We start from the raw sequence: 24,579 nt of genomic DNA on the forward strand, positions 1-24,579 counted from the left end.
GCTGCCGATTTGGCGGCGAACCTTGGCGTAGCCCCCCGTCCCCTGGGGCCCGGATAAGCGCTGCGCGCTTTCCGGGATGACGACGATTGGAGGCTGGGCGCTAACCCGCCAGCCGGTACTCGCTGTCCAGCCCCGGCGTGCCGTCACAAACCACGCGGCCCTCGCGCACCAGCTGGATCAGGTGCGCCAGCATCGACAGCGACGCCGCCGGGTGCAGGCGAGGGTCCACCGCCGCGTAGAGCACCGGCACGATGGCCTTGATCCGCGCCGGACCCTCGGCCAGCGCGGCCAGAACCTGGGCCTCGCGCGCCCGGCGGTGGTCGACATAGGCCGCGAGGAACGGCCCCACCTCTCGCACCGGCGAGCCGTGGGTCGGCCACAGGGTGGTGAATTCCCGCGCCTGGATCTTGGCCAGGCTGGCGAAATAGTCGCCCATGTCGCCGTCGGGCGGGGTGATCACCGTCGTCGACCAGCCCATCACGTGGTCGCCGCTGAAGAGGGCGTTCTCTTCCTTCAGGCCAAAGCAGACGTGGTTGGAGGTGTGGCCCGGCGTGGTGATCGCCTCCAGCGTCCAGCCGGGGCCCTCGAACAGGTCGCCGTCGGCGATCACGATGTCGGGGCGGAAATGGCCGTCGTCCTCGGCGTCCAGCTGAACGCCGGTCTCTTCCGAAACCTCCACCGTCGGCGCCGGCCGCCCCCAGATCCGCGCGCCCGTGCGCTGCGCCAGCGGGCCGGCGAGGGGAGAGTGGTCGGCGTGGTGGTGGGTCACCAGGATGTGGCTGACGGTCTCGCCCTCGATCGCCGCCAGCAGGGCGTCCAGGTGGGCGGGGATGTCGGGGCCGGGATCGATCACCGCCACGGTCCCGCGGCCGACGATGTAGGTCCCCGTGCCGGTGTAGGTGAACGGCCCCGGATTGTCGGCGATCACCCGCCGGATCAGCGGCGAGACCTGGTCGCAGCGGCCGTACTCGAACTCGATCTCGCGGACGAAGGGGATCATCGCGACCCATCCTGAGCGGCCCCGGTCTTGCGCTTAACGAACCGTAAACCCTACGGAGTACGGATCATGGCGGCCGACACGGCGATTTTTGTCTCAAAACGGCTCCAGCGCGCGGCCTTCGCCATCCTGTGTCTCATTGCGGCGCAGTTCGTGCTGGCGTCCTGCGAACCCGAGCCCAGCCCGATGGCCGCCCGCGTCGGTACGCTGGGCGGCTACTAGGGCCCAACTTAGTGCGGCAGGACGCCCGAGAGGTCGTAGCCGGCCTCGTAGCCCTGCTTCACCAGCGTCTCGCGATCGGACGCGCCCGACAGGGCCTGGCCGATCGACCAGGTGACGATCGAGCGCGTGCCCGAGCGGCAGAAGGCCAGGACCGGACCGTCGGCGGCCTCGACGGCCTCGCGCACCGCGTCCACCTGCTCCTGGGTCGGGCCGCCGCGCACCGGCACGTGCAGGTAGGAAAGGCCCTCGGCCTTGGCCGCCGCCTCGATCTCGGCGCTGGTCGGCTGGCTGGGGTCTTCGCCATCGGGACGGTTGTTGACGATCAGCGAAAAGCCCTCGGCCTTGGCCCGGGCCACGTCCTCGGCGGTGATCTGGGGGCTGACCGACAGGCTGTCGGTCACGCGGCGGAAATCGGTCATGGGCGTCGGGCCTCGAAGAACCTCTATAATAAGGTCCTTCAGATGCGCGGCGCGGGCGGCGAGGGCAAGCCCTACTAGTCGACGCGGCGCGCCCGGATCGCCGTCTGGCCGTCGATATTGAGGAAGAAGCTCCCCATCGACGCCTTGCGGATGGCGATCTTCGAGCCCGGCTTGGGCGCGCGGCGCACCGGGTCGCGGCCGACCTGGTCCCACTTGGCGCCGTCTTCCAGCACGATGGTCCAGCCGCCGGTTCCGTTCTGCCAGGTCTGCTTGGCCACGCCCTCGACGCGATCCAGCGCCTCGGCCTTCTCGCCCTTGCCGCCGAACAGGTCGAGCTTGGGCAGGTTGAAGCCGAAGGCCTCGCGCTTGACGCTTTCCACCTTCTGGCGGTCAAGCACCACGATGTCGCCGGCCGCGTCCGCCGCCACCAGCGCGCCTGCGGCCTTGTCGTAGCAGGCCAGGCGCGCCTCGGCCTCGGGGATGGCGCGGCAGGCGGTCACCGCGTCCAGCGCGGTCGGTCCGGCGGGACCGGCCAGGGCCGCGGCGGGGAGGGTGCCTAGGACGAGCAGGGCGAGCGGAAGCTGAATCGAGCGCATGAACGGATCCGACTGGCGAGGAAGTGGTCCCGGGGGAGACCGATATGTGTCGTGGACGACACGCGGCCAGATTGTGGCGCCACTATGGCCGCCGACGAGGTCCCGAAGGGGAACGTCGTGCGGGAATCGCGTTTCAGGAAGTGAACATATTCCGATAGTCGCGTTATTTCAAAGCGGAGAAAATTGCCACTAAGCTGCCTTATTTGAACAATCATGCGCTAGCTTGGCCGTATAACGCGGTTCTGGCGGCTGTAATCTGCCGCATAGGCGACAGCAGTGTGTTCAATTTGCGACAGGCACGATGCTTCACGTTACATAACCGTAATCGGAAATTGACCGCCGCGAGCGGGCGCTCCTAACGTCCCCGCCAACCGGGCTGTGAGCAGCCTGGGATTGCAAGACGTGGGCACAACGGCAGGCGACTTCGTCCCCGCCGGCCCATTCTCGGAGGGATTCCATTGAAGATTCAGATGACGCGTAAGCGCCTGCTGACGACGACCATCATCAGCGGCCTCGCGATCGCCGCGGCCAGCGCCGGTGTGGCGTCGGCCCAGACGGCTCCCGAAGGCGAGTCGACGGAAATCGAAGCCGTCGTGGTCACCGGCTCGCGTATCGCGCGCCAGGACTACGTCGCCAACAGCCCGATCTCGACGGTGACGTCGGAGGCCATCCAGGCCGCCGGTTCGACCACCACCGAAGACGTGCTGAACCGCCTGCCGCAGGTGATGCCCGGCCTGACCGCCGCTTCGAACAACCCGTCGGACGGCACGGCCACCGTCGACCTGCGTGGCGTGGGGGCGTCGCGTACCTTGGTGCTGGTCAACGGTCACCGCATGAACCCGTCGACGCGCGCTAACACCGTCGACCTGAACAACATCCCGACCGCCCTGATCGACAAGGTCGAGATCGTCACCGGCGGCGCCTCGGCCGTGTACGGTTCGGACGCCCTGTCGGGCGTGGTGAACTTCCAGCTGAAGAAGAACTTCGAAGGCGTCGAACTCGGCACCCAGTGGACCGGCACCGAAATCGGCGACGGCAAGACCACCAACACCTACGTGCTGATCGGCGCCAACTCGCCGGACGGCAAGGGCAACGTCACCGCCTACGCCAACTACTACAGCCGCGACAAGATCCTGCCGAACGCCGACCGTCCGTGGTCGCTGGTCTCCAACGCCGGCGGTTCGGGCACGGGCGTGACCGGCGCGGCCAGCGCCATCGGCACCAACCCCTTCGTCTCGCCGGCCCTGGCCGCCCTGCTGGCCACCCGTCCGAACCCGACGGCCCCGATCTTCTTCGATCGCCGCATGGAAGAAGTCGGCCCGCGCGTCGAGACCCGCGACTCCGACCTGTACCAGATCAACCTCGGCCTGAAGGCCGACCTGGGCCACGGCTGGACCGGTGAAGCCTTCTACAGCTTCGGCCGCACCGAGTTCCGCGTCGGCGTGCAGAACGACGTCTCGCGTTCGAAGGTCGCCGCGGCGATCGCTTCGGGCGCCGGCGCCAGCACCACCAGCTGCTCGACCGCCTCGCTGGCCCTGTTCCCGACCTGCGCCCCGCTGAACATGTTCGGCGCCGGCACGATCTCGCCCGCCGCGGCCAACTTCATCCGCCTGAACTTCTCGGACCTGACCGTGTTCGAGCGTAACGTCGGTTCGGTGTACGCCACCGGTCCGCTGTTCAAGCTGCCGGCCGGCGACCTGTCGGTGGCCGTCGGCGCCGAATGGCGTGAAGACAGCCTGGCCTTCACCCCGGACGCGGCCAAGAACGCCGGCGACATCTTCGGCTTCAACGCCGAACGCGCCGTCGGCGGCGCCTCGAGCGTCGGCGAACTCTACGCCGAAGCCGTGGTTCCGCTGGTCGCCGACGTGACCGGCGTGCAGTACCTGGGCCTGGAACTGGGCGGCCGCTACTCCGACTACTCGTCGGTCGGCAGCGTCTACAGCTACAAGGTCGGCCTGGAATACAAGCCGATCTCGGACATCAAGCTGCGCGCCATGTTCCAGAAGGCCAGCCGCGCGCCGTCGGTGTTCGAACTGTACCAGTCGGGCGACCAGGGCTTCCCGGCCGTGCTCGACCCCTGCACCACCGTCAACCCGGGCACGGGCGCTGCCCGCACCCTGTCGGCCGCGGTCCGCACCTTCTGCACCGCTCAGCTGGGCTATGATCCGGTCGCCGGCAACTTCGTCGCCCAGAACACCCAGACGGAGTCGTTCTTCTACGGCAACCCGAGCCTGAACGAAGAGAAGTCGGAAACGATCACCTTCGGCGTCGTCTGGCAACCGAGCTTCATCTCGGGCCTGAGCGCCACGGTCGACTACTACGACATCAAGATCGACGACTACATCGGCACGATCAAGGGCGGCGTCTCGGGCATCGTCAACGACTGCTTCGCCTCGGGCAACCTGACCTCGGCCGCCTGCTTCGACTCGGGCATCAACCTGCCGCTGATCTACCGCGACGCGGCCGGCAACCTGAAGGCTCGCGCGCCGCTCGGCAACGTGTCGTCTCTGCAGACCAAGGGCATCGACGTGGCCGTCTCGTACGGCTGGAACGTGCCGTGGGCCGGCGGCGTCTGGGGCGACAAGCTGCAGTTCGACCTGTCGACCACCTACCTCGACAGCTATGAGCTGGACGGCATCGAGTACAAGGGCACCATCGGCGCCTACAACATCTCGGCCTCGCTGCCGGAATGGAAGGCCAGCCTGCGCGTCGGTTACGACGTTGGTCCGGTCCGCCTGGCCTACACCGGCACCTACGTCGGCAAGATGGACAACCAGGGCAACATCCCCGACTTCGAGGATGGCGGCTACAACACCGTCAAGGCCTTCATGTACCACGACGTCAGCGCTCGCTGGGCCGTCAACGACAACGTCGAAGTCTTCGGCGGCGTCCGCAACCTCGGCGACAAGAAGCCGCCGGTGTTCGACAACTCGCCGGACGGCAACACCGACCCGAACACCTACGACATCCTGGGTCGTTCGTACTTCCTCGGCGCCAAGCTGCGCTTCTAAGCAGCCTGGCGTTCGCCCCGGCGGTCTTGGGATCGCCGGGACAGACGGCATCGACGGCGGGTCCGAAAGGACCCGCCGTTTTTGTTTTTGCTTTCCCTACGTCCCTCTCCCGGAGGGTGGAGGGGGGGCAGGCGATAGCCTGGGAGGGTGAGGGGTTACGCCGCCGGCCGGCGCGCCGGTACGCCGTCGACCTTCCCTAACCCCTCATCCGACCTGCTTTCGTGAGTTTTCACGGGAGTGCGAAAGCCTATGCCTGCGCAGACCCCTTCAGTCGCTCCGCGACAGCTCCCCCAGAGGGGAGCATCTGAGCGCTTACAGATCCTCTCCCTCTGGGGGAGGTGGCCGGGAGGGCCGGAGGGGCTCGGGGCCGCCCAACAAAAAAGGCCGCCCCTTGCGGAGCGGCCTTTCCCGTGAACCTCGCCGAAACCTCAGTAGGTCGGCGTGTCGGCCAGGACGCTGGCGCCTTGCGAGCGCAGGCGGGTCTTGGCCATCTCGTCCAGGATCGCCTCCGAGCGCGGGTCGCCCAGGATCCAGGCGGCGGCGGCCACGGTGCGCATCGAGGTCGAGCTGACGCCCAGGGCCTTCTCCAGGGCGTCGAACGGCGACTTGGGCCCGCCGATCTTCTTCAGGCGCACGTCGCCCTTCAGGTTGGCCAGGGCCTTGGCCTTGTCGACGGCGTCGTAGAAGCCGCCCAGCTGGTCCACCAGGCCCAGCTCCTTGGCCTGGGCGCCGGTCCAGACGCGGCCCTTGGCGATCTCGCGCACGCGCTCGACCGGCAGCTTGCGGCCCTCGGCCACGCGATTGATGAAGCCGGCGTAGATATTGTCCATCCAGGCCGAGAAGCGGGCGCGCTGGTCGGCGGTGAACTCCTGGCCCGTGCCGAAGGCGCCGGCATAGTCGCCGCCCACGCTGATCTGGCGGGTGTCGACGCCGAAGCGCGACAGCGCCTCGCCGAGGGCGAACTTGCCGCCGAACACGCCGATCGAGCCGGTCAGGGTCGAGGGCTGGGCGACGATCGCCGAGGCCTGGCTGCTGATCCAGTAGCCGCCCGAAGCCGCATAGGTGCCCATGCTGACCACGACGGGCTTTCCGGCCGCCTTGGCGGCCCGGACGGCCGCCAGGATCTGTTCGGAGGCGGTGTCCGACCCGCCCGGCGAGGAGACGCGCAGCACGATCGCCTTGACGTCCTTGTCCTCGATCGCGTCGTAGATCGCCTTGGCGGTCTCGTCGGAGTGGATGGTGCTGTCGCCGCCGAACGGCGAGGCCTGGCCAGACGTGCCGGTGACGATCGGGCCTTCGGCGCCGATCACGGCGATGGCCGCGCCGGTCTTGGGCAGGTCCTTCTTCGAGCGCGAGGCGTAGTCGGAGAACTCGATCAGCTTGGCGCCCTTGCCAGCGCGGGCCAGCATGGCGTCCTGGGCTTCCTTCACCTGGCCGACCTTGTCGATCAGGCCCAGCCCTTGCGCCTGCTGGGCGCTGTAGGGGCCAGCCTCGATGGCCTTGATCAGGCGGGCCGGATCAAGCTTGCGGTCCTGGGCGGCGGCGGTCAGGGCGCTGGTATAGACCGAGCCCATCCATGACAGCGTCGCCTCGCGGTGCGCCGGGGTGAAGTCGCTGTTCAGGTAGGGATTGACGGCGTTCTTGTATTCATAGCGCTGCTCGAAGTCGGCCTTGACGCCGTACTTGTCGAACAGGCGCTTGTAGAACATCGTCTCGCTGGCCACGCCGACGGCCTGCAGCGAGCTGTCGGGCTGCATCCAGAACTCGCTGGCGGCCGCGCCCAGGCGGTAGGTCGAGGTTGACATGCCCGAGGGATAGAGACCCTGGCTGTGGGCGAAGATCGGCTTCTTGCCGACGCTGCGGAAGTGCTTGAAGGCCTGGGCCAGCTCGTCGGCCGAGGCCGGGGCGACGCCGCCCTCGGGCAGGCGCACGAACACTGCCTTGACCTTGTCGTCGGTCTCGGCGCGGCGCAGCACCTCGATCACGCCCATCACCGACTGGCCGCCGCCGCCGAAGGCCGCGAACGGGTTCTGCGAATCCTGGTCCGACAAGCCGCCGCGCAGGTCGAGTTGCACGACCGAGTTGGCCGACACCGGGGCAGGGCGGGCGGCGCCGGCCGCCAGCACGATCAGTATGAAGGGAACCCCGACGAGAAAGAGCACCAGCCCGACGAATACGCCGGCCACGGTCATGAGAAACTGCTTCATCGGGGTCCCGTTGCGATAGCCGAGGCGCGGCGGCGGAAAAGCACAGGTGGTCGTGCGTCCGTCGCGCTTCAATGTCGTCGCAAGCTAACGACTGTCGCGTTGCGGTCAAATGAACAGCAAGCAACCTGCCGAACTTGTCGCTCAGGCGGTGCAAATAAGGGAATTTTCTCGGGAGAGAAGATGGTCGGAGTGGCAGGATTTGAACCTGCGACCCCTGCGTCCCGAACGCAGTGCTCTACCAGACTGAGCCACACTCCGACTTCCGAAGCCGCGCCGCCGGTTGGCTGTGCTCGACTTGGGAGGCGGCTTATAGGGGGCTGTTTCGAGAGTCGCAAGCGTGAAAATAGACCCAAAAAAAGAATTTGGAGGGCGTTGCCACCGTCCGAATCCTGAGCTATCTCCACCGCCTCGCCGCGGCCCACTGGGTCGGCAGCCGTTCCTGCTGGGGAATGGTGTAATGGTAACACTGCGGTTTTTGGTACCGTCATTCTAGGTTCGAGTCCTAGTTCCCCAGCCACTCTCTCCAATCTCTTCGCTGATCAGCAGTCTCCGATCGAGGCGGCGTTTACATCGCGATCTTCTCCTTCCTTCAAGCTTTGCTTTGGTCGCCGGCGCGTTCGCGCGTCCGAGCCCTTGCGCGATCCCGTCAGGGCGCTGGTCTCGATCTGAAGATGGGGGCGCAGAGGCGCGGCGAATCTGAAACGCGCGCCTGATTTTGCTCAAAGTGCAATTGCACGCGAACCTCGCCGGTCTTCGCGTGCGCGAAAACGCACGAGCTTGGAACTGAACTTGAAGGCGAGCGCGATCGGTTACGGCTAAGGCTTTGAAAATCCGCCATCGACATTGTTGCCGCGAAATAAAGCCTGTTTTCGCGGAGCGTTGCTCGCTCGGTTGCGTATTTGTGTACTTGTAATTCCACGGGGCGGGTGTATTTCCGAATTTAAAGTCATTGTGGAGTGACGCCGTGGAAGACAAATCGACCCTGATCGAGCTGACCGCCGAGATCGTGGCCAACTATGTGGCCAACAACACGACCTCGGTCTCTGACCTGCCGGCTCTGATTCGGGCCACGCACGACGCCCTTTCCGGTCTTGGTTCGCCGGAAGCGCCGGTTACCGAGACCGTTACCAAGGCTACTCCGGCCCAGATCCGCAAGAGCATCACGCCGGACGCGCTGATCAGCTTCGAGGACGGCAAGCCCTACAAGACGCTGAAGCGTCACCTGACCACCCACGGCATGACCGTCGCCGAGTACAAGTCGAAGTGGGGCCTGCCCGCCGACTATCCGACCACGGCCCCCTCCTACAGCGAAGCCCGCTCGGCGATGGCCAAGGCCCTGGGCCTGGGCCAAGGCGGCCGCAAGGCCAAGGCTCCGGGCAAGGCCCGCGCCCGCAAGGCCTGATCCTCGGTTCTTCTTAGAGCCCCGAAAACACGAAAGCCCCGCCGGTCCGCCAGCGGGGCTTTTGCTTTGTGGCGGCTCTGTCGGAAGGTTCAGACGCCGCTGAGCGACATGCCGGGGGCGTCGGGCGGGGTGTCGCCGCCGCCGTTCAGCGGCCGCTGCATCCAGACGAGATCGACCCAGCGGTCGAACTTGTAGCCCATGGCCGGAAACACGCCCTTGTGCGTAAAGCCGAGCGCGGCGTGCACGCCGATCGACGCGGCGTTGCCGCTGTCGCCGATCACCGCGCACATCTGGCGAAGGCCCAAGGCCTCGCAGGCCTCGATCAAGGCCGTCAGCAACGCCTTGCCGACCCCCTTTCCGGACGCGTCGGGGGCGACATAGATGCTGTCCTCGACGGTGTAGCGATAGGCCGCCCGCAGGCGGAACGGACCGGCATAGGCGTAGCCCAGCACCTTTCCGTCCAGTTCGGCGACCAGGTAGGGCAGGCCGCGCTCCAGGAACGCCCCGCGCCGCCGGGCCATCTCGGCCTCGTCGGGCGGAACCTCCTCGAAGGTGCCCAGGCCATTGAGCACGTTCCAGCCGTAGATGGCGGTGATCGCGCCGATGTCGGCGTCGATGGAGGGGCGGATGATCAGCGTCATCTAGATCCTCCCCCTGAAGGGGGAGGTGGCGCGAAGCGCCGGAGGGGGAAGTATGCGGGGAGCCGGGGATTTCACTTCCCCCTCCGTCGGCTGCGCCGACACCTCCCCCTTCAGGGGGAGGATCTTGAAGTTCGAACTCCGCATCACGCCTTCGTCCAGCCCTTGTCGACCGCCCACACGGCGAAGGCGTAGTCGAGCGCGATCTCCTTGAGGAAGTCGAAGCGGCCCGAGGCGCCGCCGTGGCCGGCCTCCATGTTGATCTTCAAGAGGATCGGGTTGCCGCTGGTGGTGTTGGCCCGCAGCTTGGCCGCCCACTTCTCGGGCTCCCAATAGGTGACGCGCGGGTCCGACAGGCCGCCGGTGGCCAGAACGGCCGGATAGGGCTTGGCGGTGACGTTGTCGTAGGGGGAATAGCTGGCGATGTAGTCGTAGGCCTCCTTGTCCTCCAGCGGATTGCCCCATTCGGGCCATTCCGGCGGGGTCAGCGGCAGGGAGGTGTCGCTCATGGTGTTGAGCACGTCGACGAACGGCACCGCCCCGATGATGCCCGACCACAGGTCCGGCCGCAGGTTGGTGATCGCGCCCATCAGCATGCCGCCGGCCGAGCCGCCATAGGCCACCGTGCGGCCCTTGGCGCCGTAGCCGTTCGCATGCAGGTGCTCGGCGCAGGCGATGAAGTCGGTGAAGGTGTTCTTCTTCTTGAACTTCTTGCCGTCCAGGAACCAGCCGTAGCCCTTTTCCGAGCCGCCGCGGATGTGGGCGGTGGCCCAGATCCAGCCGCGGTCGACCAGGCTGAAGTTGCGGATCGAGAACGACGGATCCATCGACATGCCGTAGCTGCCGTAGCCGTAGAGCAGCAGCGGCGCCTTGCCGTCCAGCTTGACGTCCTTCTTCATCAGCACGGTCACCGGCACCTCGGCGCCGTCGGGCGCTTTCGCATAGAGGCGCTTGGTCACGTACTTCGACGGATCGTGGCCCGAGGGGATTTCCTGGGTCTTGCGCAGCACCTTGTCGCCGCTGCGCATGTCGTAGTCGAACCACTGACGCGGCGTGGTCGGCGACTGGTAGACATAGCGCAGGGTCGGCGTGTCGAACTCGTAGCCGCCCTCGACGCTCAGCACATAGGCCTGCTCGTCGACGACGATCGGCTTCTCGGCCTTGGTGGCGCGGTCGGTGATGACAATGCGGGTGTTGGCGTTGACCCGTTCGACGCGGACCAGGTGATCCTTGTAGGCGGCGTGGCCGGTGATGAAGGTCCCCGGCTTGTGGGCCACGAAGTCCTTCCAGTTGGCGCGGCCGGGATTGTCGACCGGAGCTTCGACCAGCTTGAAGTCGATGGCGTCGTCCGCGTTGGTCAGGATGACGAACTTGCCGTCCCAGTGCTCGACCGAATAGCGCAGGCCCGGCGTGCGGGGCTCCACGGCTTTTGGCTTGGCGGCGACGTCGCTGGCCGGAATCAGCAGGGTTTCCGACGTCTCGTGGTCGCCGGCGCTGATGACGATGAAGGCGTCCGAGCCGGTGACGCTGACGCTGACGAAGAAGCCGTCGTCGGGCTCTTCATAGACCAGCACGTCGTCCTTCAGGCCGCCGCGGGCCGGGCGGCGATAGATCTTGTCGGAGCGGCCGTTGTCGTCGCGGTGCGTCCAGAACAGCCATTTGGAGTCGGGCGACCAGGTGAAGTCGCCAGTGCTGCTGTCGACCGGTTCGGGCAGGATCTCGCCGGTGGCCAGGTCCTTGACGTAGATCTTGTGGACTTCCGAGCCTTGGGCGTCCTCGGCATAGGCGAACAGCTTGTGGTCGGGGCTGTGGTCTGCGGCGCTGACCTGGCTGTAGGCCTTGCCCTTGGCCAGGGCGTCGCTGTCGAGCAGCACCTCCTCGCCGTCGGTCTTTCCACGCGGGCGACGGGCGTAGATCGGGTGCTGGCCGCCCAGGGCGAAGCGCGAATAGTAGTCGTAGGGGCCATCGGGGGAGGGGACCGAGGAGTCGTCCTCCTTGATGCGACCCTTCATCTCCTCGAACATCGCCTTCTGCAGGTCCTGCGTCGGGGCCAGCATCGCCTTCACATAGGCGTTCTCGGCGGTCAGGTGCTCCTTGACCTCGGCCTTGATCAGGCTCGGGTCGCGCAGGACCTTCTGCCAGTTGTCGTCCTTCATCCAGGCGTAGTCGTCGACGCGCACCCGGCCCAGCTGCTCGATGCGCTTGGGGACCTTCTTGGCGACCGGAGGAACGGGCTTGGCGGTGGCGGACATGGAACTCCCGGGAATGAGGGCGGAGGACGTGGCGGCGACGGCGGCAACGCTCGTCATCATTTCGCGCCGGTTCATGGACAGATTCCCCCTCGGATGCGTCAGAACGCCAACTTGTTGCGGCAGGGGCGTCTGGTCAAACTCATACGACGTCCAAGGTTGAATCGGAGACGAGGGCATTCATGGCTTGGGACCTGTCGGTCGATCTGATCCAGGCGACGGTGCAGCTGGAGCAGCCGCTCGCCGACGGCTCGCGGACGGTCGGCACCGGATTCCTGATCGAGGATCCCACGCCCGACGGCCGCCCGCGCACCATCCTGGTCACCGCCGCCCACGTCTTCGACCGCATGCCCTCGGTGTCGGCCAAGATCGGCTATCGTGTGCAGAGCAAGGAGGGTGTCTGGCGTTATGATCCCCGCACCCTGAAGATTCGCGATGGCGACCATCCGCTGTGGATCAAGCATCCCAGCCGCGACGTCGCCGCCATCGTCGTCGAGGCCCCGCCCGAGTTCGCCAAGGCCGCCATCCCGCTGGCCTGGCTGGCCCAGGACGACACCTTCAACAAGTACAGCCTGGGCCCCGGCGACGAGATGATGGCCCTGGGCTTCCCGCGCGGCCTGTCGGCCAACACCGCGGGCTTTCCGATCCTGCGCTCGGGCCGGGTGGCGTCGTATCCGCTGGCCCCGGCCAGCGTGTTCCCGACCTTCCTGATGGATTTCTCGGTGTTTCCCGGTAATTCGGGCGGGCCGGTGTTCATGGCCGAGGGCGCGCGTCGCCGGCCGGGCTCGACCGAAAGCCAGGAGGTGCAGTTCGTCGCCGGCATGCTGACCCAGCAGGTCGAGCTGTCGGGCGAGCGCCTCGAGATCGGCATCGTCACCCACGCCAAGTACATCCGCGAGACCGTCGCCCTGCTCGACAAGCCGTCGGGGCCGCCGCTGATCCAGGCTGCTCCGGCCAAGCCGCCCGGTTCGACGGCGGCGCAGGACGCCGTCGCGGTGCAGGCGGTGGCCGCGCCCGGTTTCAATCCCTGACTTCGCCGAAATCCCTTGCGGCCACGCTAGGAACCATTGCTCCCGGGGCTCCGTTCGGATGGGGAGTTCAACGCTGGCAGGAGCAAGCCAATGAGCACCAATCGCGTAGAGGGCGCCATCGACAAGGGCGTGGGCGCCGTAAAGGAAGCCGTCGGCAAGGCCACCGACAACGAACGCCTCGAAGCCGAGGGCAAGGCCCAGAAGGTCAAGGGCGACGTCCAGAACAAGGTCGGCCAGGCCCAGGACAAGATCGGCGACGCGATCAAGCGCTAGGCTTGGTTCCAGCCCCAGAAACAAAGGCCCCGGAGCGATCCGGGGCCTTCGTCTTTCCAAGATCCTCCCCCTCCGGGGGAGGTGGCCCAAAGGGCCGGAGGGGGGGACGTTCTCAGCTTCCCAAAAGCTGGCCGTCCATTCGTCCCCTAACCCCCGTAGATGATCGAGATCGTCTCGGCCACGCAGGCCGGGCGCTCCTCGCCCTCGATCTCGATGGTGCATTCGTTCTTCATCTGCAGGCCGCCGGCCTTGGGCTCGACGCTGACCAGCTTCTGGCGCATCCGCACCCGCTTGCCCACGCGCACCATGCTGGTGAACCGCACCTTGTCGCAGCCGTAGTTGATGCCGCGCGTCACGCCGGTGACGTGCAGTACGCCCGCGCCCAGCATCGGGATCAGTGACAGGGTCAGATACCCGTGGGCGATCGGCCCGCCGATCTCGCGCGTCGCCCGCTCGACGTCGACGTGGATCCACTGGTGATCGCCGGTCGCTTCGGCGAACTGGTTGACCCGTTCCTGGCTGATCTCGACCCAGTCGGACACCCCGACCTCCTGCCCGACCAGGCTGGCGATGTCGGCGAAGGCGATCTCTTTCATGTGGCGCTCTCCCAAACGTTTGTTTGGAAGAGATCACGGGGCGGAGTGCGTCACAAGTCTTCCAGTGTCGCTCGGACGTCGTCGGGCAGCAGGCTGACCGCTTCATCCCGCAGCTTTCGCCACGCCTCGCCGCGGCCGCGGGCCTCGGCACAGGCGTCACGCAGGGCGAATGGATCGTCCACGGCCAGGGCGCGGATCAGGGCCTGCGCCTGTTCCACGTCCTTGCGGCGCTTGGGATTGGCCTGGCTGCGCTTGCGCGAGATGATCAGTTTGTGCACCGCGTAGCGCGTCGGGGCGCACGGGAATAGTCCTTGCCACCGCTTCCAACAAGCTGGTGGCAAAAGATCGGAAAATCAATTCCCTAGCGCTTGCGCATCAAACGATCCGCCCCTCGCCCTTGCCCCAGTAGGCGTCCCGCACCAGCCGCTTGTAGAGCTTGCCCGTCGGGTGCCTGGGCAGTTCCCGGACGAAGTCCACCTGGCGCGGGGCCTTCACGTGGCTGAGGTTGTCGCGGGTGAAGGCCAGCAGTTCGGCGGCCAGGGCCTCGCCGGCGTCGTCCCAGTCCAGCGGCTGGATCACCGCCACGACCTTCTCGCCCATCTCCTCGTCGGGGGCGCCGACCACGGCGGCGTCGGCCACCCGGGGGTGGGTGATCAGCAGGTTCTCGATCTCCTGCGGATAGATGTTCACCCCGCCCGAGATGATCATGAAGCTCTTGCGGTCGGTGAGGTACAGATAGCCGTCCTCGTCGGCCCAGCCCACGTCGCCCAGCGTCGTCCAGCCGTGCTTGTTGTAGCTCTCGGCCGTCTTCTCCGGTGCGTTGTGATAGGTCACCGCCGGGCCGTTGGCGAAATAGACCACGCCCTCGCTGCGGGCGGGCAGGGGATCGCCGGCCTCGTCGCAGATGCGCAGCTCGCCCAGCGCCGCCTGGCCCACCGAGCCTCGCCGCTCCAGCCAGCTCTTGCTGTCGATCCAGCAGAAGCCGTTGCCCTCGGTGCCGGCGTAGTACTCGTAGATCACCGGCCCCCACCAGGCGATCATCTGTTCCTTGACCGGCACGGGGCAGGGGGCGGCGGCGTGGATCGCCGAGCGCATGGTCGAGACGTCGTACTTGCCGCGCGTCTGCTCCGGCAGCTTCAGCATCCGCACGAAGTGGGTCGGCACGAACTGGCCGCAGGTGGCCTTGTGCTCCTCGATCAGGGCCAGGGCGGTCTCGGGATCGAACTTCTCCATCACCACGACCGTGCCGCCCAGCTTGTGCACGCTCATGCACCAGCGCAGCGGGGCGGCGTGATAGAGCGGCGCGGGCGAGAGATAGACGCTGTCGCCGTCCAGCTTGAACAGGTGCTGGGCCATCATCTGCAAGGCGTGGGGCGCGTCGATCGGCGCGCCGTTCAGCGCCGGCTTGACGCCCTTGGGTCGCCCCGTAGTGCCCGAGGAATAGAGCATGTCCGAGCCCGAGGTCTCGTCGGCGATGGGCGTGGCCGGCATGGCCGCGCGGGCGGCGTCGAAGTCGGCATAGGGGCCGGCGGCCCCGTCCACCCGCAGCAGCGCCACGCCCGGGATAAGCGCCGCCAGGCCTTGCGCCACCCCGTCCAGCGCCGGACCGGTGATCAGCGCCTTGGCCCCGCAGTCGCCCACGATGTACTCGACCTCGGGCGCGGTCAGCTTGGTCGAGATGCAGGTGTAGTAGAGCCCGGCGCGCTGCGCCGCCCAGGCGATCTCCAGGTAGCGCGGGTGATTGTCGAGCAGGATGGCGACGACGTCGCCGACCTGAAGGCCCATCGACCGGAACAGCTGGGCTCCCTGGTTCGAGCGGTCGTCGAGCTCCTTGTAGGTGACGGTCTCGCCCGAGCCGGCCATCACGAAGGCGGGCTTGTCGGGCTGGGTGCGGGCGTGGACGCTCGGATGCATGCGACCTCCTGGGCCGCTCGCCATGGCGGCGACGGCCGTTTCTCTCCCTGCCGCCGCCTGCGTGTTGCCCGCATGATCGGCGTTCAGTCGGGAGCATGACCCAAGGCGCGACGCGCGTGCAAGTTGCCGTAGGGGCGCCGTTGGCGGCCGCGCAATCCTGGGTGATCGTGCGTCCGACAACGATGTTCGATGGGAGGCGAGCGCATGGAGCTGATCAGCAAGACGGTGGTCGACGGCCGGCCGGGGCCCGGCGCGCCCAAGGCCTATCCCACTCTCGACGGGATCGACCTGGCCGACATCTTCCGCTTCACCAAGGGCCAGCCCTTCGCCGACTTCGCGCGGATGCGCGCCGAGGCGCCGGTGATGTGGCACGGCGAGCCGTTCGGCGGGCCGGGCTTCTGGGCGGTGACCCGCTACGAGGACGTCATGCGCGTCAACGGCGACCCGGAGACCTTCTCCTCGCAGAAGGGCGGGATCCTGATGTCGATGGGGCCGCCCGACAAGCGCCACGCCCTGCTGTTCCGGGCGACCATGGACACCATGATCAATCTCGACGCGCCGCATCACCTGCAGCTGCGCCGCGAGCACATGCCCTATTTCACCGCCGCCTACCTGCGCGGCCTGACCGACAAGGTGAGGGCGGAGGTCACCCGCCTTCTGGACGAGATGGAGCCGCTGCTGGCTGGCGGCGCCGAGATCGACATGGTCGAGCATTTCTCGTCGATCCTGCCGCTGTTCACCCTGTGCGAGATCCTCGGCGTGCCGCCCGAGGACCGGGCCAAGTTCCTGACCTGGATGCACTATCTGGAGCGGGCCCAGGACCTGGCCGTGCAGCAGGCCCAGGCGCCGATCACGCCCACCCTCGAGCTCATGCAGTTCGTCGCCGACTTCAACGACAACATCGAGGAGATGTTCGACTACGGCCGCACCATGCTGCTCAAGCGGCGGGAGGATCCCAGGCAGGACCTCATGACGGCGATCGCCCGCGCCCAGGTCGACGGCGACCTGCTGGCCGACGAATATCTCGACGGCTCGTGGCTGCTGATCGTGTTCGCCGGCAACGACACGACGCGAAACACCCTGTCGGGCGCCATGCGGCTGCTGACCGAGTTTCCCGAGCAGAAGCAGCGGCTGATCGACGATCCGTCCCTGCTGCCCGGCGCGGTGGACGAGTTCATCCGCATGGTCAGCCCGGTGATCTACATGCGCCGCACCGCCACGCGCGACGTCGAGGTGGCCGGCCAGCAGATCCGTGAAGGCGAGAAGGTGGTCATGTACTACGGCGCGGCCAACCGCGATCCGGCCATGTTCGAAAACCCCGACCGCCTGGACGTCACCCGCCCCAACGCCGGCAAGCACGTGGCCTTCGGCTACGGTCCGCATACCTGCCTGGGCAAGCGCGTCGCCCAGATCCAGCTGGAGGAGGCCTATCGCCAGATCCTGGCCCGCTTCCCCGACCTGGAATGGACAGGAGGCGCCGAGATCGCGGCGAACAACTTCGTCCACGCGATCAGCAAGCTGGGGGTGAGGCGGGCCTGATCTCCCTTCCCCCTTGATGGGGGAAGGGCCGGGGATGGGGGTGAACTGCTGAGCCGGCCGCGTTGCGTGGCTTCAACCGCTCCAGCCACCCCCACCCCTGCCCCTCCCCCATCGAGGGGAGGGGTTGTGCATATGCGGCAAGCGGTCATACGGTTGTTTAAAATAATTCAGGGAGCCCGCCACATGTCGCAGCCGACCTTTGAGACCCTGCTCTACGCCGTCGAGGACGGCGTCGCGACGATCACCCTGAACCGGCCCGAAAAGCTCAACGCCTTCACCGCCCGCATGATGAAGGAGCTGATAGAGGTCTTCGACATCACCGACGCCGACGACGCGGTGAAGGCGGTGATCGTCACCGGCGCGGGCCGGGCGTTCTGCGCCGGGGCCGACCTGTCGAGCGGCGGGGCGACCTTCGACCGCACCTCGCCCCAGGCCCTGGAACGGGAGGAGGGCAAGGTCGGCGACGTCTATCGCGACGGCGGCGGCCGGGTGACCCTGCGCATCTATGACAGCCTCAAGCCGGTGATCGCCGCCGTGAACGGCCCGGCCGTCGGCGTCGGCGCGACCATGCAACTGGCGATGGATATCCGCCTGGCCGCCGAAGACGCCAAGTTCGGCTTCGTCTTCGCTCGCCGGGGCATCACGCCGGAGGCCTGCTCGTCCTGGTTCCTGCCGCGCCTCGTGGGCATGCAGACGGCGCTGGAGTGGTGCTACACCGGCCGGGTGTTTCCGGCGACCGAGGCCAAGGAGCGTGGGTTCGTGCGCTCGCTGCATGCGCCCGAAGACCTGCTGCCCGCGGCCCGCGCCCTGGCCCGCGAGATCGCCGACAATACCGCCCCGGTCTCGGTGGCCCTGACCCGCCAGCTGCTGTGGCGCATGGCCGGCGCCAACCATCCGATGGAGGCCCACAAGGCCGACAGCCGGGCCATCCAGTCGCGCGGCGCCTCGGGCGACGCCAAGGAGGGCGTGACCTCGTTCCTGGAGAAGCGCCCGCCCGCCTATCCCAACCGCGTTTCCTCGGATCTGCCCGACATCTGGCCCGAGTGGGCGCCGCGACAATTTCGCTAGAGCGCGTCCGGCAAAGCCTGGATGCTCAGAGCCCCCCCACGCACGTCATCCCGGCCATAGCGAAGCGGAAAGCCGGGATGACGGCCTTGGAGCGACGTGGAGGCGAGAAGAAGCTCTGGCGAAGCGCGGCCTGAGGCCGCAAATTCCCCCGGCGGGAGAATCCCTGGCGCTAATTCGAACTTAAGGGCGTTACCGTCTAGGTTCGAAACTCGGCGACCGGGGCTTCGCCGCCAGGAAGATCATGACCGACCCGATTTCGCCCTTCGCCAAGCCGATCGCCGTTCCGCCCAAGTCGCGCGCCGCTCTCCTCAAGCGCCTGGCCGACGTGGTCTGCCTGCCGGCCAGCCGCATCAACGCCTTCGAGCGGGCGATGTGCGCCGACCTGCTGGTCGAGATGCTGCGCGAGGCGGTGGTCGAGGAGCGCGAGAAGGTCGCCCGTCGCCTGGCCAACCTCAACGACATGCCCGGCTCGCTGGTGCGCCTGCTGCTGCGCGACGAGGTCGCCGTCGCCCGGGCCCTGCTCGAGAACTCGCCCAACCTGTCGGACGCCGACCTGATCGACTGCCTCTACCACGCCACCCAGGAGCATCGCCGGCTGATCGCCATCCGCCGCGGCGTGGGCGAGGTGGTGGCCGACGCCCTGGTCGACATGGGCGAGACCCCCGTGGTCGAGGCCTTGCTGCGCAACGAACTGGCCCGTTTCAGCCACCAGGGCGTCGAGAACGTCGTGGCCATGACGCGCGACAATCCCAGCCTGATCCCGCTGCTGCTCAAGCGCGCCGAACTGCGTCCCAGCCACGCCTATGTGATGTTCTGGTGGGCCGACGCCGAGGCTCGCCGCACCATCCTCCAGCGCTTCGCCGTCTCGCGCGAGATCCTGCAGGACGCCGTCGGCGACGTCTTCGCGGTGGCCTCCGAGGAGGGCTGGCAGGATCCGCTGTCGCGCAAGGCCCTGCAGTTCATCGAGCGCCGGCAGCGCAACCGCGCCGCCATCGCCAAGAGCCCGTTCGACAGCCTGGAAGACGCCGTCGCGGCCGCCCAGAGCGGCCTGACCCGCGAGACGGCCGAGGAGATCTCGTACCTCGCCGGCCTCAAGCCGATGACCGGCGCCAAGATCTTCACCGACGCCGGCGGCGAGCCGATCGCCATCCTGTGCAAGGCCACCGGCCTGCCGCGCGCGGCGGTCCGGGCCCTGTGGCGGGGCCTGCGTCGTCCGGAGGCCGACGCCGAGGGCGCGCCGTCGCCGGGTCTGGAGCGGGTGTTGGGGGTGTTCGACGCCATCGCCGTCGACCGGGCCCAGACCGTGTTGCGCTACTGGAACTGGTCGCTGTCGTCGGCCCTGACGCCGGCGCTGCTGAAGGCCATCCGCGACGGCGACACCGACGCCATCGACGAGTACTCGGTGCCGCAGCGGGCGGCGATGCTGGCCCTGTCGAGGGATTTCGGCCGCTAGGCGCTCGCGTTCCAGGGCCGGCGGTCGTGTCCGCACGGTCAAGTTCGGCGAACGCGTTCAGTCAAAATCCAGAAAATCTGAATTTTTATCCCGCGACCTTAAGTTGCCGATGCGAATGATCGCATTGATCGACAGTCAATATTCCGCGACGGCATCTATTGCCCGGTTTTACTGACGCGTTTATCCATGATGCAACTTCGCGCTCCAAAGCTGCGTGCGCGTGAAGAAAGATAAAGGGAACGGGAGAGGCGTCATGGAAGAAGAGATCCCATTCGTCGAACTTACCGCGGGCATCGTCGCGGCCTTCGTCGGCGGCAACGCCGTCTCGGCGTCGGACATGCCGGCCCTGATCCGCAGCGTGCACGACGCGCTCCGGTCGGTTGGTTCGCCCGAGGCCGCCGCGCCCGAGCCCAAGGAGCCGGCCGTGCCGGTCCGCCGCTCGGTGACCCCCGACTACATCATCTGCCTGGAGGACGGCCGGCGCTTCAAATCGCTGAAGCGTCACCTGCGCACGCAGTACGACATGAGCCCCGAGGACTACCGCGAGAAGTGGGGGCTGCCTTCGGACTACCCCATGGTTGCGCCGAACTACGCCAAGGCGCGTTCGGAGCTTGCCCGCCAGATGGGCCTTGGCCAGACCGGCCGGGGCGCTGGGAAGGGTCGCAAGGGCTGAGTCTGAGCGTTCATTTACCTTAATTCAATCAATCGCTTGTGGTTAAGCTAAGCGAGAAAATCGACGCCCGGGCGCTCTTCCAGCGCCCGGGCGTTGTGCTTCCAGATTGACTCTCAAGCGGAATCTTTGTTGGCGGCGGCGTTTTTTCGCTTCCGCCGATTCGGTGCTTAAGACATAGTGAATGAGCGGTGAATCACCGTGATTCCAAAGGCTTGTTAAGGACTCTGAAGATGTCCGCGCAACTGAGCGCATCCGCGACCGCGGCCCGCGCTCATCAGGAAATGTTCGCATACTGGGCGTCCCTGCGCCGCGGGGCGAACCTGCCTGCGCGTGCCGATCTTCACCCTTCCGGCATCAAGCGCCTGCTGCCGACCGTCAGCCTGATCGACGTCGTGCGCGAGCCGCGCGACTATCGCCTGCGCCTGGCCGGCACCGGCCTCTACGGCGTCTACGGCCGCGAGATCACCGGCAAGGCGCTGAGCGAGGTCTACAACACCGCCGCCGGCGACTACTGGCGCAAGGAACTCGACAAGGTCGTCGACGAGCGTCGTCCGGGCGTGGGCGTGCACAGCCTGGCCTGGCGCGGCGCGCCGCACGTCTCGATCCTGTGGCTGCGCCTGCCGCTGGCGACCAACGGCAAGGACGTCGACATGATCCTCGGCTACGACGCCATCGTCGGCGCCCAGGCCGAAGGCGGCTTCAGCGGCATCCGCGCCGCCTGACGGGCGGCGTTCAAAAACTCCCGTCATTCCCGCCCTTGTGGCGGGAACCCCTCTGTCAGCCGCAAGCGAGAGTGCGGCGGCGTGCTCAGCACGCCGCTTGAACCCCATATGCGAACGGAACCAGGGTTTCCCGCCACAAGGGCGGGAATGACGGGAGGACTGGAAGGTCCGCGACCTCACCCCTCCAGGAACACCTCGACCTCGCGCTTGCTGGGCATCGACGGCGCCGCGCCCGGCTTCTGCACCGACAGGGCGGCGGCCGCATTGGCCTGCTCGACGGCCTCGCGCAGGTCGAGATTGGCGGCCAGGCCAGCAGCCAGGGCGCCGCAGAAGCAGTCGCCCGCGCCGACGGTGTCCACGGCCTTGACCTTGCGGCCCTCGACCAGGAAGGCCTCGTCGCGGCGCACGGCGGCCACGCCGGTCTTGCCCAGGGTGACGATGATCGTCTGGTCGGGGCGGCTCATCAGCTTGCGGGCGGCCTTGGAGACCTCCTCCAGCTTGGCCGGCTCGTGGTCGAGGCGAGCGTAGGTCGCCAGCTCGGTCTGGTTCAGGATCAGAATGTCGGTCAGCGGGAACAGCGCCGCGCCCTGGGGCAGGGCGGGGGCGGCGTTCAGCACGCGCAGGCCGCCCTTGGCCGCGCCGGCCTTGAAGAGGGCCTCGATGGCGGGGGCCGGGGTTTCCAGCTGGGCCAGCAGCACGCGCTGGCCTTCCAGCGCCGTGGCCGCCACCTGCTGGGGCGTGATCATCATGTTGGCGCCGCCGGTGACGACGATCATGTTCTCGCCGCCCGACGACACCCAGACGTGGGCCTGGCCCGTGGGGGCGCCCGACAGTTCGGCCACGTCGGCCACCTGCACGCCGTAGCCGGCCAGCTTGCCCTTCAGGCTGATGCCGCTGTCGTCCTTGCCGACCGCGCCCATCAGGCGGGTGGGCGCGCCCATGCGGGCGGCGGCGACGGCCTGGTTGGCGCCCTTGCCGCCGAGGAACAGCTCCAGCGACAGGCCGGCCACCGTCTCGCCCGGCCGCGGCAGGTCGTCGACCCGCGCCACGGCGTCCAGATTGATCGAGCCCAGTACGAAAACGCCCATCGGTCTTGGTCTTCTGTTGTTCTAGTTATTCTGTTCGGTGTCGTCGGATCTTACCCGCTGCCGGTCCCGCGCTGGAAGCTTTCCACCAGGCTGCCGCAGACGAGTCGCCACCCATCCACTAGCACGAAGAAGATCAGCTTGAACGGCAGGCTGACCGTCGCCGGCGGCAGCATCATCATGCCCATGCTCATCAGCACGCTGGCGACGACCAGGTCGATGACCAGGAACGGGATGAACAGCAGGAAGCCGATCTCGAAGGCGCGCTTCAGTTCCGAGATCATGAAGGCCGGGGTCACCACCTTCAGCGGGGTCTCCTGGGCGGTCTTCGGCTTCTCGATCTTCGAAAGACGGATGAACAGGGCCAGGTCGTCCTCGTCCACCTGGCGCAGCATGAAGGTCTTCACCGGCTGGCCGGCCGCCTCGAAGGCCTGCGGCAGCTCCATCTGCTTGTCGAGCAGGGGTTTGACGCCCGCGTCGTAGGACTGCTCGAAGGTCGGGCCCATGACGATGGCCGTCAGGAACAGCGCCAGGCTGATGATCACCGGGTTGGGCGGGCTCTGCTGCACGCCGATGGCGGTGCGCAGCAAGCCCAGCACCACGACGATGCGTACGAACGAGGTCGTCATGATCACGATCGACGGCGCCAGCGACAGCACCGTCAGCAGGCCGACCAGCTGGACGACCCGCTCGGTCAGGCCCGCGCCCGTGCCGAGATCGACATTGATGGCCGACTGGGCCATGGCCAGCGACGGACCCAGCGTCGTCGCCAGGCCCGCCAGCATGGCGATGACGGCGGCGCGGCGCAGTTCCTGCGGCGTGGCGCCGGTGAGGGTCTTGAGCAGGCGCATCAGACCACGGGCTCCGGCTGGGTCGTGACGGGGGCGGGCGAAGGCGAGGGGGCGCCGGCGGGGGTCCAGTCCAGCAGGCGGCCGTCGCCCAGCAGCACCAGGCGCTCCTCGCCGTCCAGCCGGCACAGCACCAGGCGACGGGCGGGGTCCAGCACCAAGGTCTCGACCACCTGCAGGCGCCGCTCGCGGCGCTTGGAGACGATGCGGTTGAGGGCCTCGGGGCCGAACTTGCGCAGGGCCACGGCGGCCAGGCCGATCAGGCCCAGGGTGACGGCCAGCGCCGCGACGGCGCGGATCAGAAGAAAGACGTCCATGCGCGGACAGGATTCCACAGGAAAGAGGCGCGGCGAGGCGCCGCATCCCTGGTGTGCCTCACGGTTCTTAAAGCCTGATTAACCCTGTTTCTTCACCATGCTCGCATGGGTCCGGACGACATCCCTCTTTTCTCGATGCTGAAGAGCCGGCTCGGTTATCTGACCGAGCGGCAGAAGGTGGTCGCCCAGAACGTCGCCAACGGCGACACCCCCGGCTATCAGCCGCGGGACCTCAAGGCTTTCTCCTTCCAGGCCTCGCTCGACGCCCAGGCGACCGGCGGGACCAGCAGCGGCCTGGCCACGATGGGCCGCCCGTTGCAGATGCTGACCACCAGCGCCGGCCACATCGCGCCGTCCAAGCCCGCCAGCCTGTGGCGCTCGCCCCAGGGCCCCGACAGCGAGACCACCCTCGACGGCAACTCCGTGACGCTCGAGGACCAGATGCTCAAGATGACCGATGCGCGCATGAACTACGACGCGGCGGTCTCCTTCTACCAACGCTCCATGTCGATGCTGCGCACCGCCGCGCGTCGCCCCAACGGCTAGAGGACGCATAGATGGCTGAGATCCGATCCCAGTCGGCGGCGGCGATGGCCGTGGCGGCCAGCGCGCTCAAGGCCCAGCAGGGCCGCATGCGCATCATCGCCGAGAACATCGCCAACGCCAATTCGACGGCCCGCACGGCCGGCGGCGATCCCTATCGCCGCCAGGTGCCGGTGTTCCGTCCGGCCAAGGTCGAGGGCGCCGAGGGCGTGGCCATGGCCCGCGTCGAGGGCGACCAGAAGGACTTCAAGACCGAGTACGACCCCGGCAACCCGGCGGCCGACGCCAAGGGCTACGTCAAGCTGCCCAACGTCGACACCCTGGTCGAGGCGCTCGACATGAAGGAGGCGCAGCGCGCCTACGAGGCCAACCTCAACGTCATCGAGACCGCGCGCAGCATGCAGTCGCGCACGCTCGACATCCTCAAGAAGTAGGGGAGCTAGGCGATGATCACCGCTCTGGCAGCCTCCAAGGCCTACGCCGCCGCCGGCTCCACGCCGCTGTCGCTCGGCAAGAGCGTCGGCGAGTCCCAGAAGATGGACTTCGGCGACATGCTGAAGTCGGCGATGACCGACACGGTCCAGGCCTCGCGCCAGGCCGAGCACAAGATCGCCCAGCAGGCGGCCGGCAAGGCCGAGCTGATCGACGTCGTCACCGCCATCTCGTCGGCCGAAGCCAGCCTCGAGACCGTGATCTCGATCCGCGACCAGGTGATCTCGGCCTATCAAGAGATCATGCGGATGTCGATCTGACGGCTTGGCCGTGACGGATCGAAC

General features: G+C 67.4%; 23 protein-coding genes, 2 tRNA genes and 2 pseudogenes. 14 read left to right on the plus strand and 13 right to left on the minus strand.

Annotation, left to right across the window (positions count from 1 at the left end; all coding sequences use genetic code 11):
• Nucleotides 1-100 precede the first annotated feature (100 nt).
• Nucleotides 101-1,000, minus strand: coding sequence for an MBL fold metallo-hydrolase (locus V6S85_RS15220; RefSeq protein WP_334349440.1), 900 nt, complete (start codon nt 998-1,000; stop codon nt 101-103).
• Between the two features lie 66 nt (nt 1,001-1,066).
• Between V6S85_RS15220 and V6S85_RS15225 the strand changes: the two genes are divergently transcribed.
• Nucleotides 1,067-1,219 (plus strand): hypothetical protein, encoded by a 153-nt coding sequence (locus V6S85_RS15225; protein WP_101715219.1) that lies wholly within the window; start codon nt 1,067-1,069, stop codon nt 1,217-1,219.
• 8 nt (nt 1,220-1,227) lie between these two features.
• On the opposite strand, the gene V6S85_RS15230 is transcribed toward V6S85_RS15225, so the two are convergent.
• Nucleotides 1,228-1,638, minus strand: coding sequence for a TIGR01244 family sulfur transferase (locus tag V6S85_RS15230; protein WP_116565242.1), 411 nt, complete (start codon nt 1,636-1,638; stop codon nt 1,228-1,230).
• Nucleotides 1,639-1,712: 74 nt separating this feature from the next.
• Complete coding sequence (locus V6S85_RS15235; protein WP_334349441.1) at nt 1,713-2,234, minus strand: hypothetical protein; 522 nt, start codon at nt 2,232-2,234, stop codon at nt 1,713-1,715.
• Between the two features lie 470 nt (nt 2,235-2,704).
• Between V6S85_RS15235 and V6S85_RS15240 the strand changes: the two genes are divergently transcribed.
• Nucleotides 2,705-5,245 (plus strand): TonB-dependent receptor plug domain-containing protein, encoded by a 2,541-nt coding sequence (locus tag V6S85_RS15240; RefSeq protein ID WP_334349442.1) that lies wholly within the window; start codon nt 2,705-2,707, stop codon nt 5,243-5,245.
• A 428-nt stretch (nt 5,246-5,673) separates the two neighbouring features.
• Here V6S85_RS15240 and sppA read toward each other — a convergent pair whose 3' ends face one another.
• Both sppA and V6S85_RS15250 read right to left on the minus strand, forming a co-directional pair.
• Nucleotides 5,674-7,452: a signal peptide peptidase SppA gene (sppA, locus tag V6S85_RS15245; protein WP_334349443.1), complete on the minus strand. Its 1,779-nt coding sequence runs from the start codon at nt 7,450-7,452 to the stop codon at nt 5,674-5,676.
• Nucleotides 7,453-7,633: 181 nt separating this feature from the next.
• Nucleotides 7,634-7,710, minus strand: a tRNA-Pro gene (locus V6S85_RS15250).
• 185 nt (nt 7,711-7,895) lie between these two features.
• On the opposite strand from V6S85_RS15250, the gene V6S85_RS15255 reads away from it, so the two are divergent.
• Both V6S85_RS15255 and V6S85_RS15260 read left to right on the plus strand, forming a co-directional pair.
• Nucleotides 7,896-7,969, plus strand: a tRNA-Gln gene (locus V6S85_RS15255).
• A gap of 447 nt (nt 7,970-8,416) precedes the next feature.
• On the plus strand, nt 8,417-8,854 hold the full coding sequence (locus V6S85_RS15260; protein ID WP_116489006.1) for a MucR family transcriptional regulator: 438 nt from the start codon (nt 8,417-8,419) through the stop codon (nt 8,852-8,854).
• Nucleotides 8,855-8,943: 89 nt separating this feature from the next.
• On the opposite strand, the gene V6S85_RS15265 is transcribed toward V6S85_RS15260, so the two are convergent.
• On the minus strand, nt 8,944-9,495 hold the full coding sequence (locus V6S85_RS15265) for a GNAT family N-acetyltransferase (protein ID WP_334349444.1): 552 nt from the start codon (nt 9,493-9,495) through the stop codon (nt 8,944-8,946).
• A 143-nt stretch (nt 9,496-9,638) separates the two neighbouring features.
• A complete protein-coding gene (locus tag V6S85_RS15270; RefSeq protein WP_334349445.1) occupies nt 9,639-11,819 on the minus strand; it encodes a S9 family peptidase in 2,181 nt (726 codons plus the stop codon).
• Nucleotides 11,820-11,923: 104 nt separating this feature from the next.
• On the opposite strand from V6S85_RS15270, the gene V6S85_RS15275 reads away from it, so the two are divergent.
• Together V6S85_RS15275 and V6S85_RS15280 are read left to right on the plus strand one after the other, a co-directional pair.
• A complete protein-coding gene (locus V6S85_RS15275; protein ID WP_334349446.1) occupies nt 11,924-12,772 on the plus strand; it encodes a trypsin-like serine peptidase in 849 nt (282 codons plus the stop codon).
• A gap of 90 nt (nt 12,773-12,862) precedes the next feature.
• Nucleotides 12,863-13,044, plus strand: a pseudogene (locus V6S85_RS15280) (CsbD family protein); the annotation flags it as partial.
• Nucleotides 13,045-13,191: 147 nt separating this feature from the next.
• On the opposite strand, the gene V6S85_RS15285 reads toward V6S85_RS15280, so the two are convergent.
• From V6S85_RS15285 to V6S85_RS15295, 3 genes and pseudogenes are all read right to left on the minus strand, one after another.
• Nucleotides 13,192-13,641 (minus strand): MaoC family dehydratase, encoded by a 450-nt coding sequence (locus tag V6S85_RS15285; protein ID WP_116565259.1) that lies wholly within the window; start codon nt 13,639-13,641, stop codon nt 13,192-13,194.
• A 50-nt stretch (nt 13,642-13,691) separates the two neighbouring features.
• Nucleotides 13,692-13,937, minus strand: a pseudogene (locus tag V6S85_RS15290) (GSU2403 family nucleotidyltransferase fold protein); the annotation flags it as partial.
• A 79-nt stretch (nt 13,938-14,016) separates the two neighbouring features.
• Entirely contained in the window at nt 14,017-15,555 is a 1,539-nt protein-coding gene (locus V6S85_RS15295) for an acyl-CoA synthetase (protein WP_334349447.1), read from the minus strand.
• Nucleotides 15,556-15,759: 204 nt separating this feature from the next.
• On the opposite strand from V6S85_RS15295, the gene V6S85_RS15300 reads away from it, so the two are divergent.
• The 5 genes from V6S85_RS15300 (at nt 15,760) to mopJ (ending at nt 21,010) form a co-directional block, all read left to right on the plus strand.
• Nucleotides 15,760-17,094, plus strand: coding sequence for a cytochrome P450 (locus tag V6S85_RS15300; RefSeq protein ID WP_334349448.1), 1,335 nt, complete (start codon nt 15,760-15,762; stop codon nt 17,092-17,094).
• A 183-nt stretch (nt 17,095-17,277) separates the two neighbouring features.
• Nucleotides 17,278-18,162 (plus strand): crotonase/enoyl-CoA hydratase family protein, encoded by an 885-nt coding sequence (locus tag V6S85_RS15305; protein WP_334349449.1) that lies wholly within the window; start codon nt 17,278-17,280, stop codon nt 18,160-18,162.
• A gap of 241 nt (nt 18,163-18,403) precedes the next feature.
• Nucleotides 18,404-19,615: a DUF2336 domain-containing protein gene (locus V6S85_RS15310; RefSeq protein ID WP_116565270.1), complete on the plus strand. Its 1,212-nt coding sequence runs from the start codon at nt 18,404-18,406 to the stop codon at nt 19,613-19,615.
• 253 nt (nt 19,616-19,868) lie between these two features.
• Nucleotides 19,869-20,288 (plus strand): MucR family transcriptional regulator, encoded by a 420-nt coding sequence (locus tag V6S85_RS15315; RefSeq protein WP_116565272.1) that lies wholly within the window; start codon nt 19,869-19,871, stop codon nt 20,286-20,288.
• Nucleotides 20,289-20,512: 224 nt separating this feature from the next.
• Nucleotides 20,513-21,010: a motility/cell cycle regulatory protein MopJ gene (mopJ, locus tag V6S85_RS15320; RefSeq protein ID WP_101715230.1), complete on the plus strand. Its 498-nt coding sequence runs from the start codon at nt 20,513-20,515 to the stop codon at nt 21,008-21,010.
• A gap of 176 nt (nt 21,011-21,186) precedes the next feature.
• On the opposite strand, the gene V6S85_RS15325 is transcribed toward mopJ, so the two are convergent.
• From V6S85_RS15325 to V6S85_RS15335, 3 genes are read right to left on the minus strand one after another with little or no spacing between them, the layout of a single operon-like run.
• A complete protein-coding gene (locus V6S85_RS15325; protein WP_116565274.1) occupies nt 21,187-22,098 on the minus strand; it encodes a ribokinase in 912 nt (303 codons plus the stop codon).
• A gap of 50 nt (nt 22,099-22,148) precedes the next feature.
• Complete coding sequence (gene fliP, locus V6S85_RS15330; RefSeq protein WP_442885670.1) at nt 22,149-22,946, minus strand: flagellar type III secretion system pore protein FliP; 798 nt, start codon at nt 22,944-22,946, stop codon at nt 22,149-22,151.
• Nucleotides 22,946-23,260, minus strand: coding sequence for a hypothetical protein (locus tag V6S85_RS15335; protein ID WP_334349450.1), 315 nt, complete (start codon nt 23,258-23,260; stop codon nt 22,946-22,948). The genes fliP and V6S85_RS15335 overlap by 1 nt, the downstream gene beginning before the upstream one ends.
• Nucleotides 23,261-23,365: 105 nt before the next feature.
• Here V6S85_RS15335 and flgB point away from each other — a divergent pair, with 105 nt between their 5' ends.
• From flgB to fliE, 3 genes are read left to right on the plus strand one after another with little or no spacing between them, the layout of a single operon-like run.
• Nucleotides 23,366-23,806 (plus strand): flagellar basal body rod protein FlgB, encoded by a 441-nt coding sequence (gene flgB / locus V6S85_RS15340; protein ID WP_116565276.1) that lies wholly within the window; start codon nt 23,366-23,368, stop codon nt 23,804-23,806.
• Between the two features lie 11 nt (nt 23,807-23,817).
• Nucleotides 23,818-24,237, plus strand: a complete 420-nt coding sequence (gene flgC / locus V6S85_RS15345) for a flagellar basal body rod protein FlgC (RefSeq protein ID WP_101715199.1) — start codon at nt 23,818-23,820, stop codon at nt 24,235-24,237.
• A gap of 12 nt (nt 24,238-24,249) precedes the next feature.
• Nucleotides 24,250-24,555 (plus strand): flagellar hook-basal body complex protein FliE, encoded by a 306-nt coding sequence (gene fliE, locus V6S85_RS15350; protein ID WP_116488991.1) that lies wholly within the window; start codon nt 24,250-24,252, stop codon nt 24,553-24,555.
• Nucleotides 24,556-24,579 lie beyond the last annotated feature (24 nt).

The sequence above is a fragment of the Caulobacter sp. CCNWLW153 genome (genome assembly GCF_036889365.1).
In the GTDB taxonomy this organism is placed as follows: Bacteria; Pseudomonadota; Alphaproteobacteria; order Caulobacterales; family Caulobacteraceae; genus Caulobacter; species Caulobacter radicis.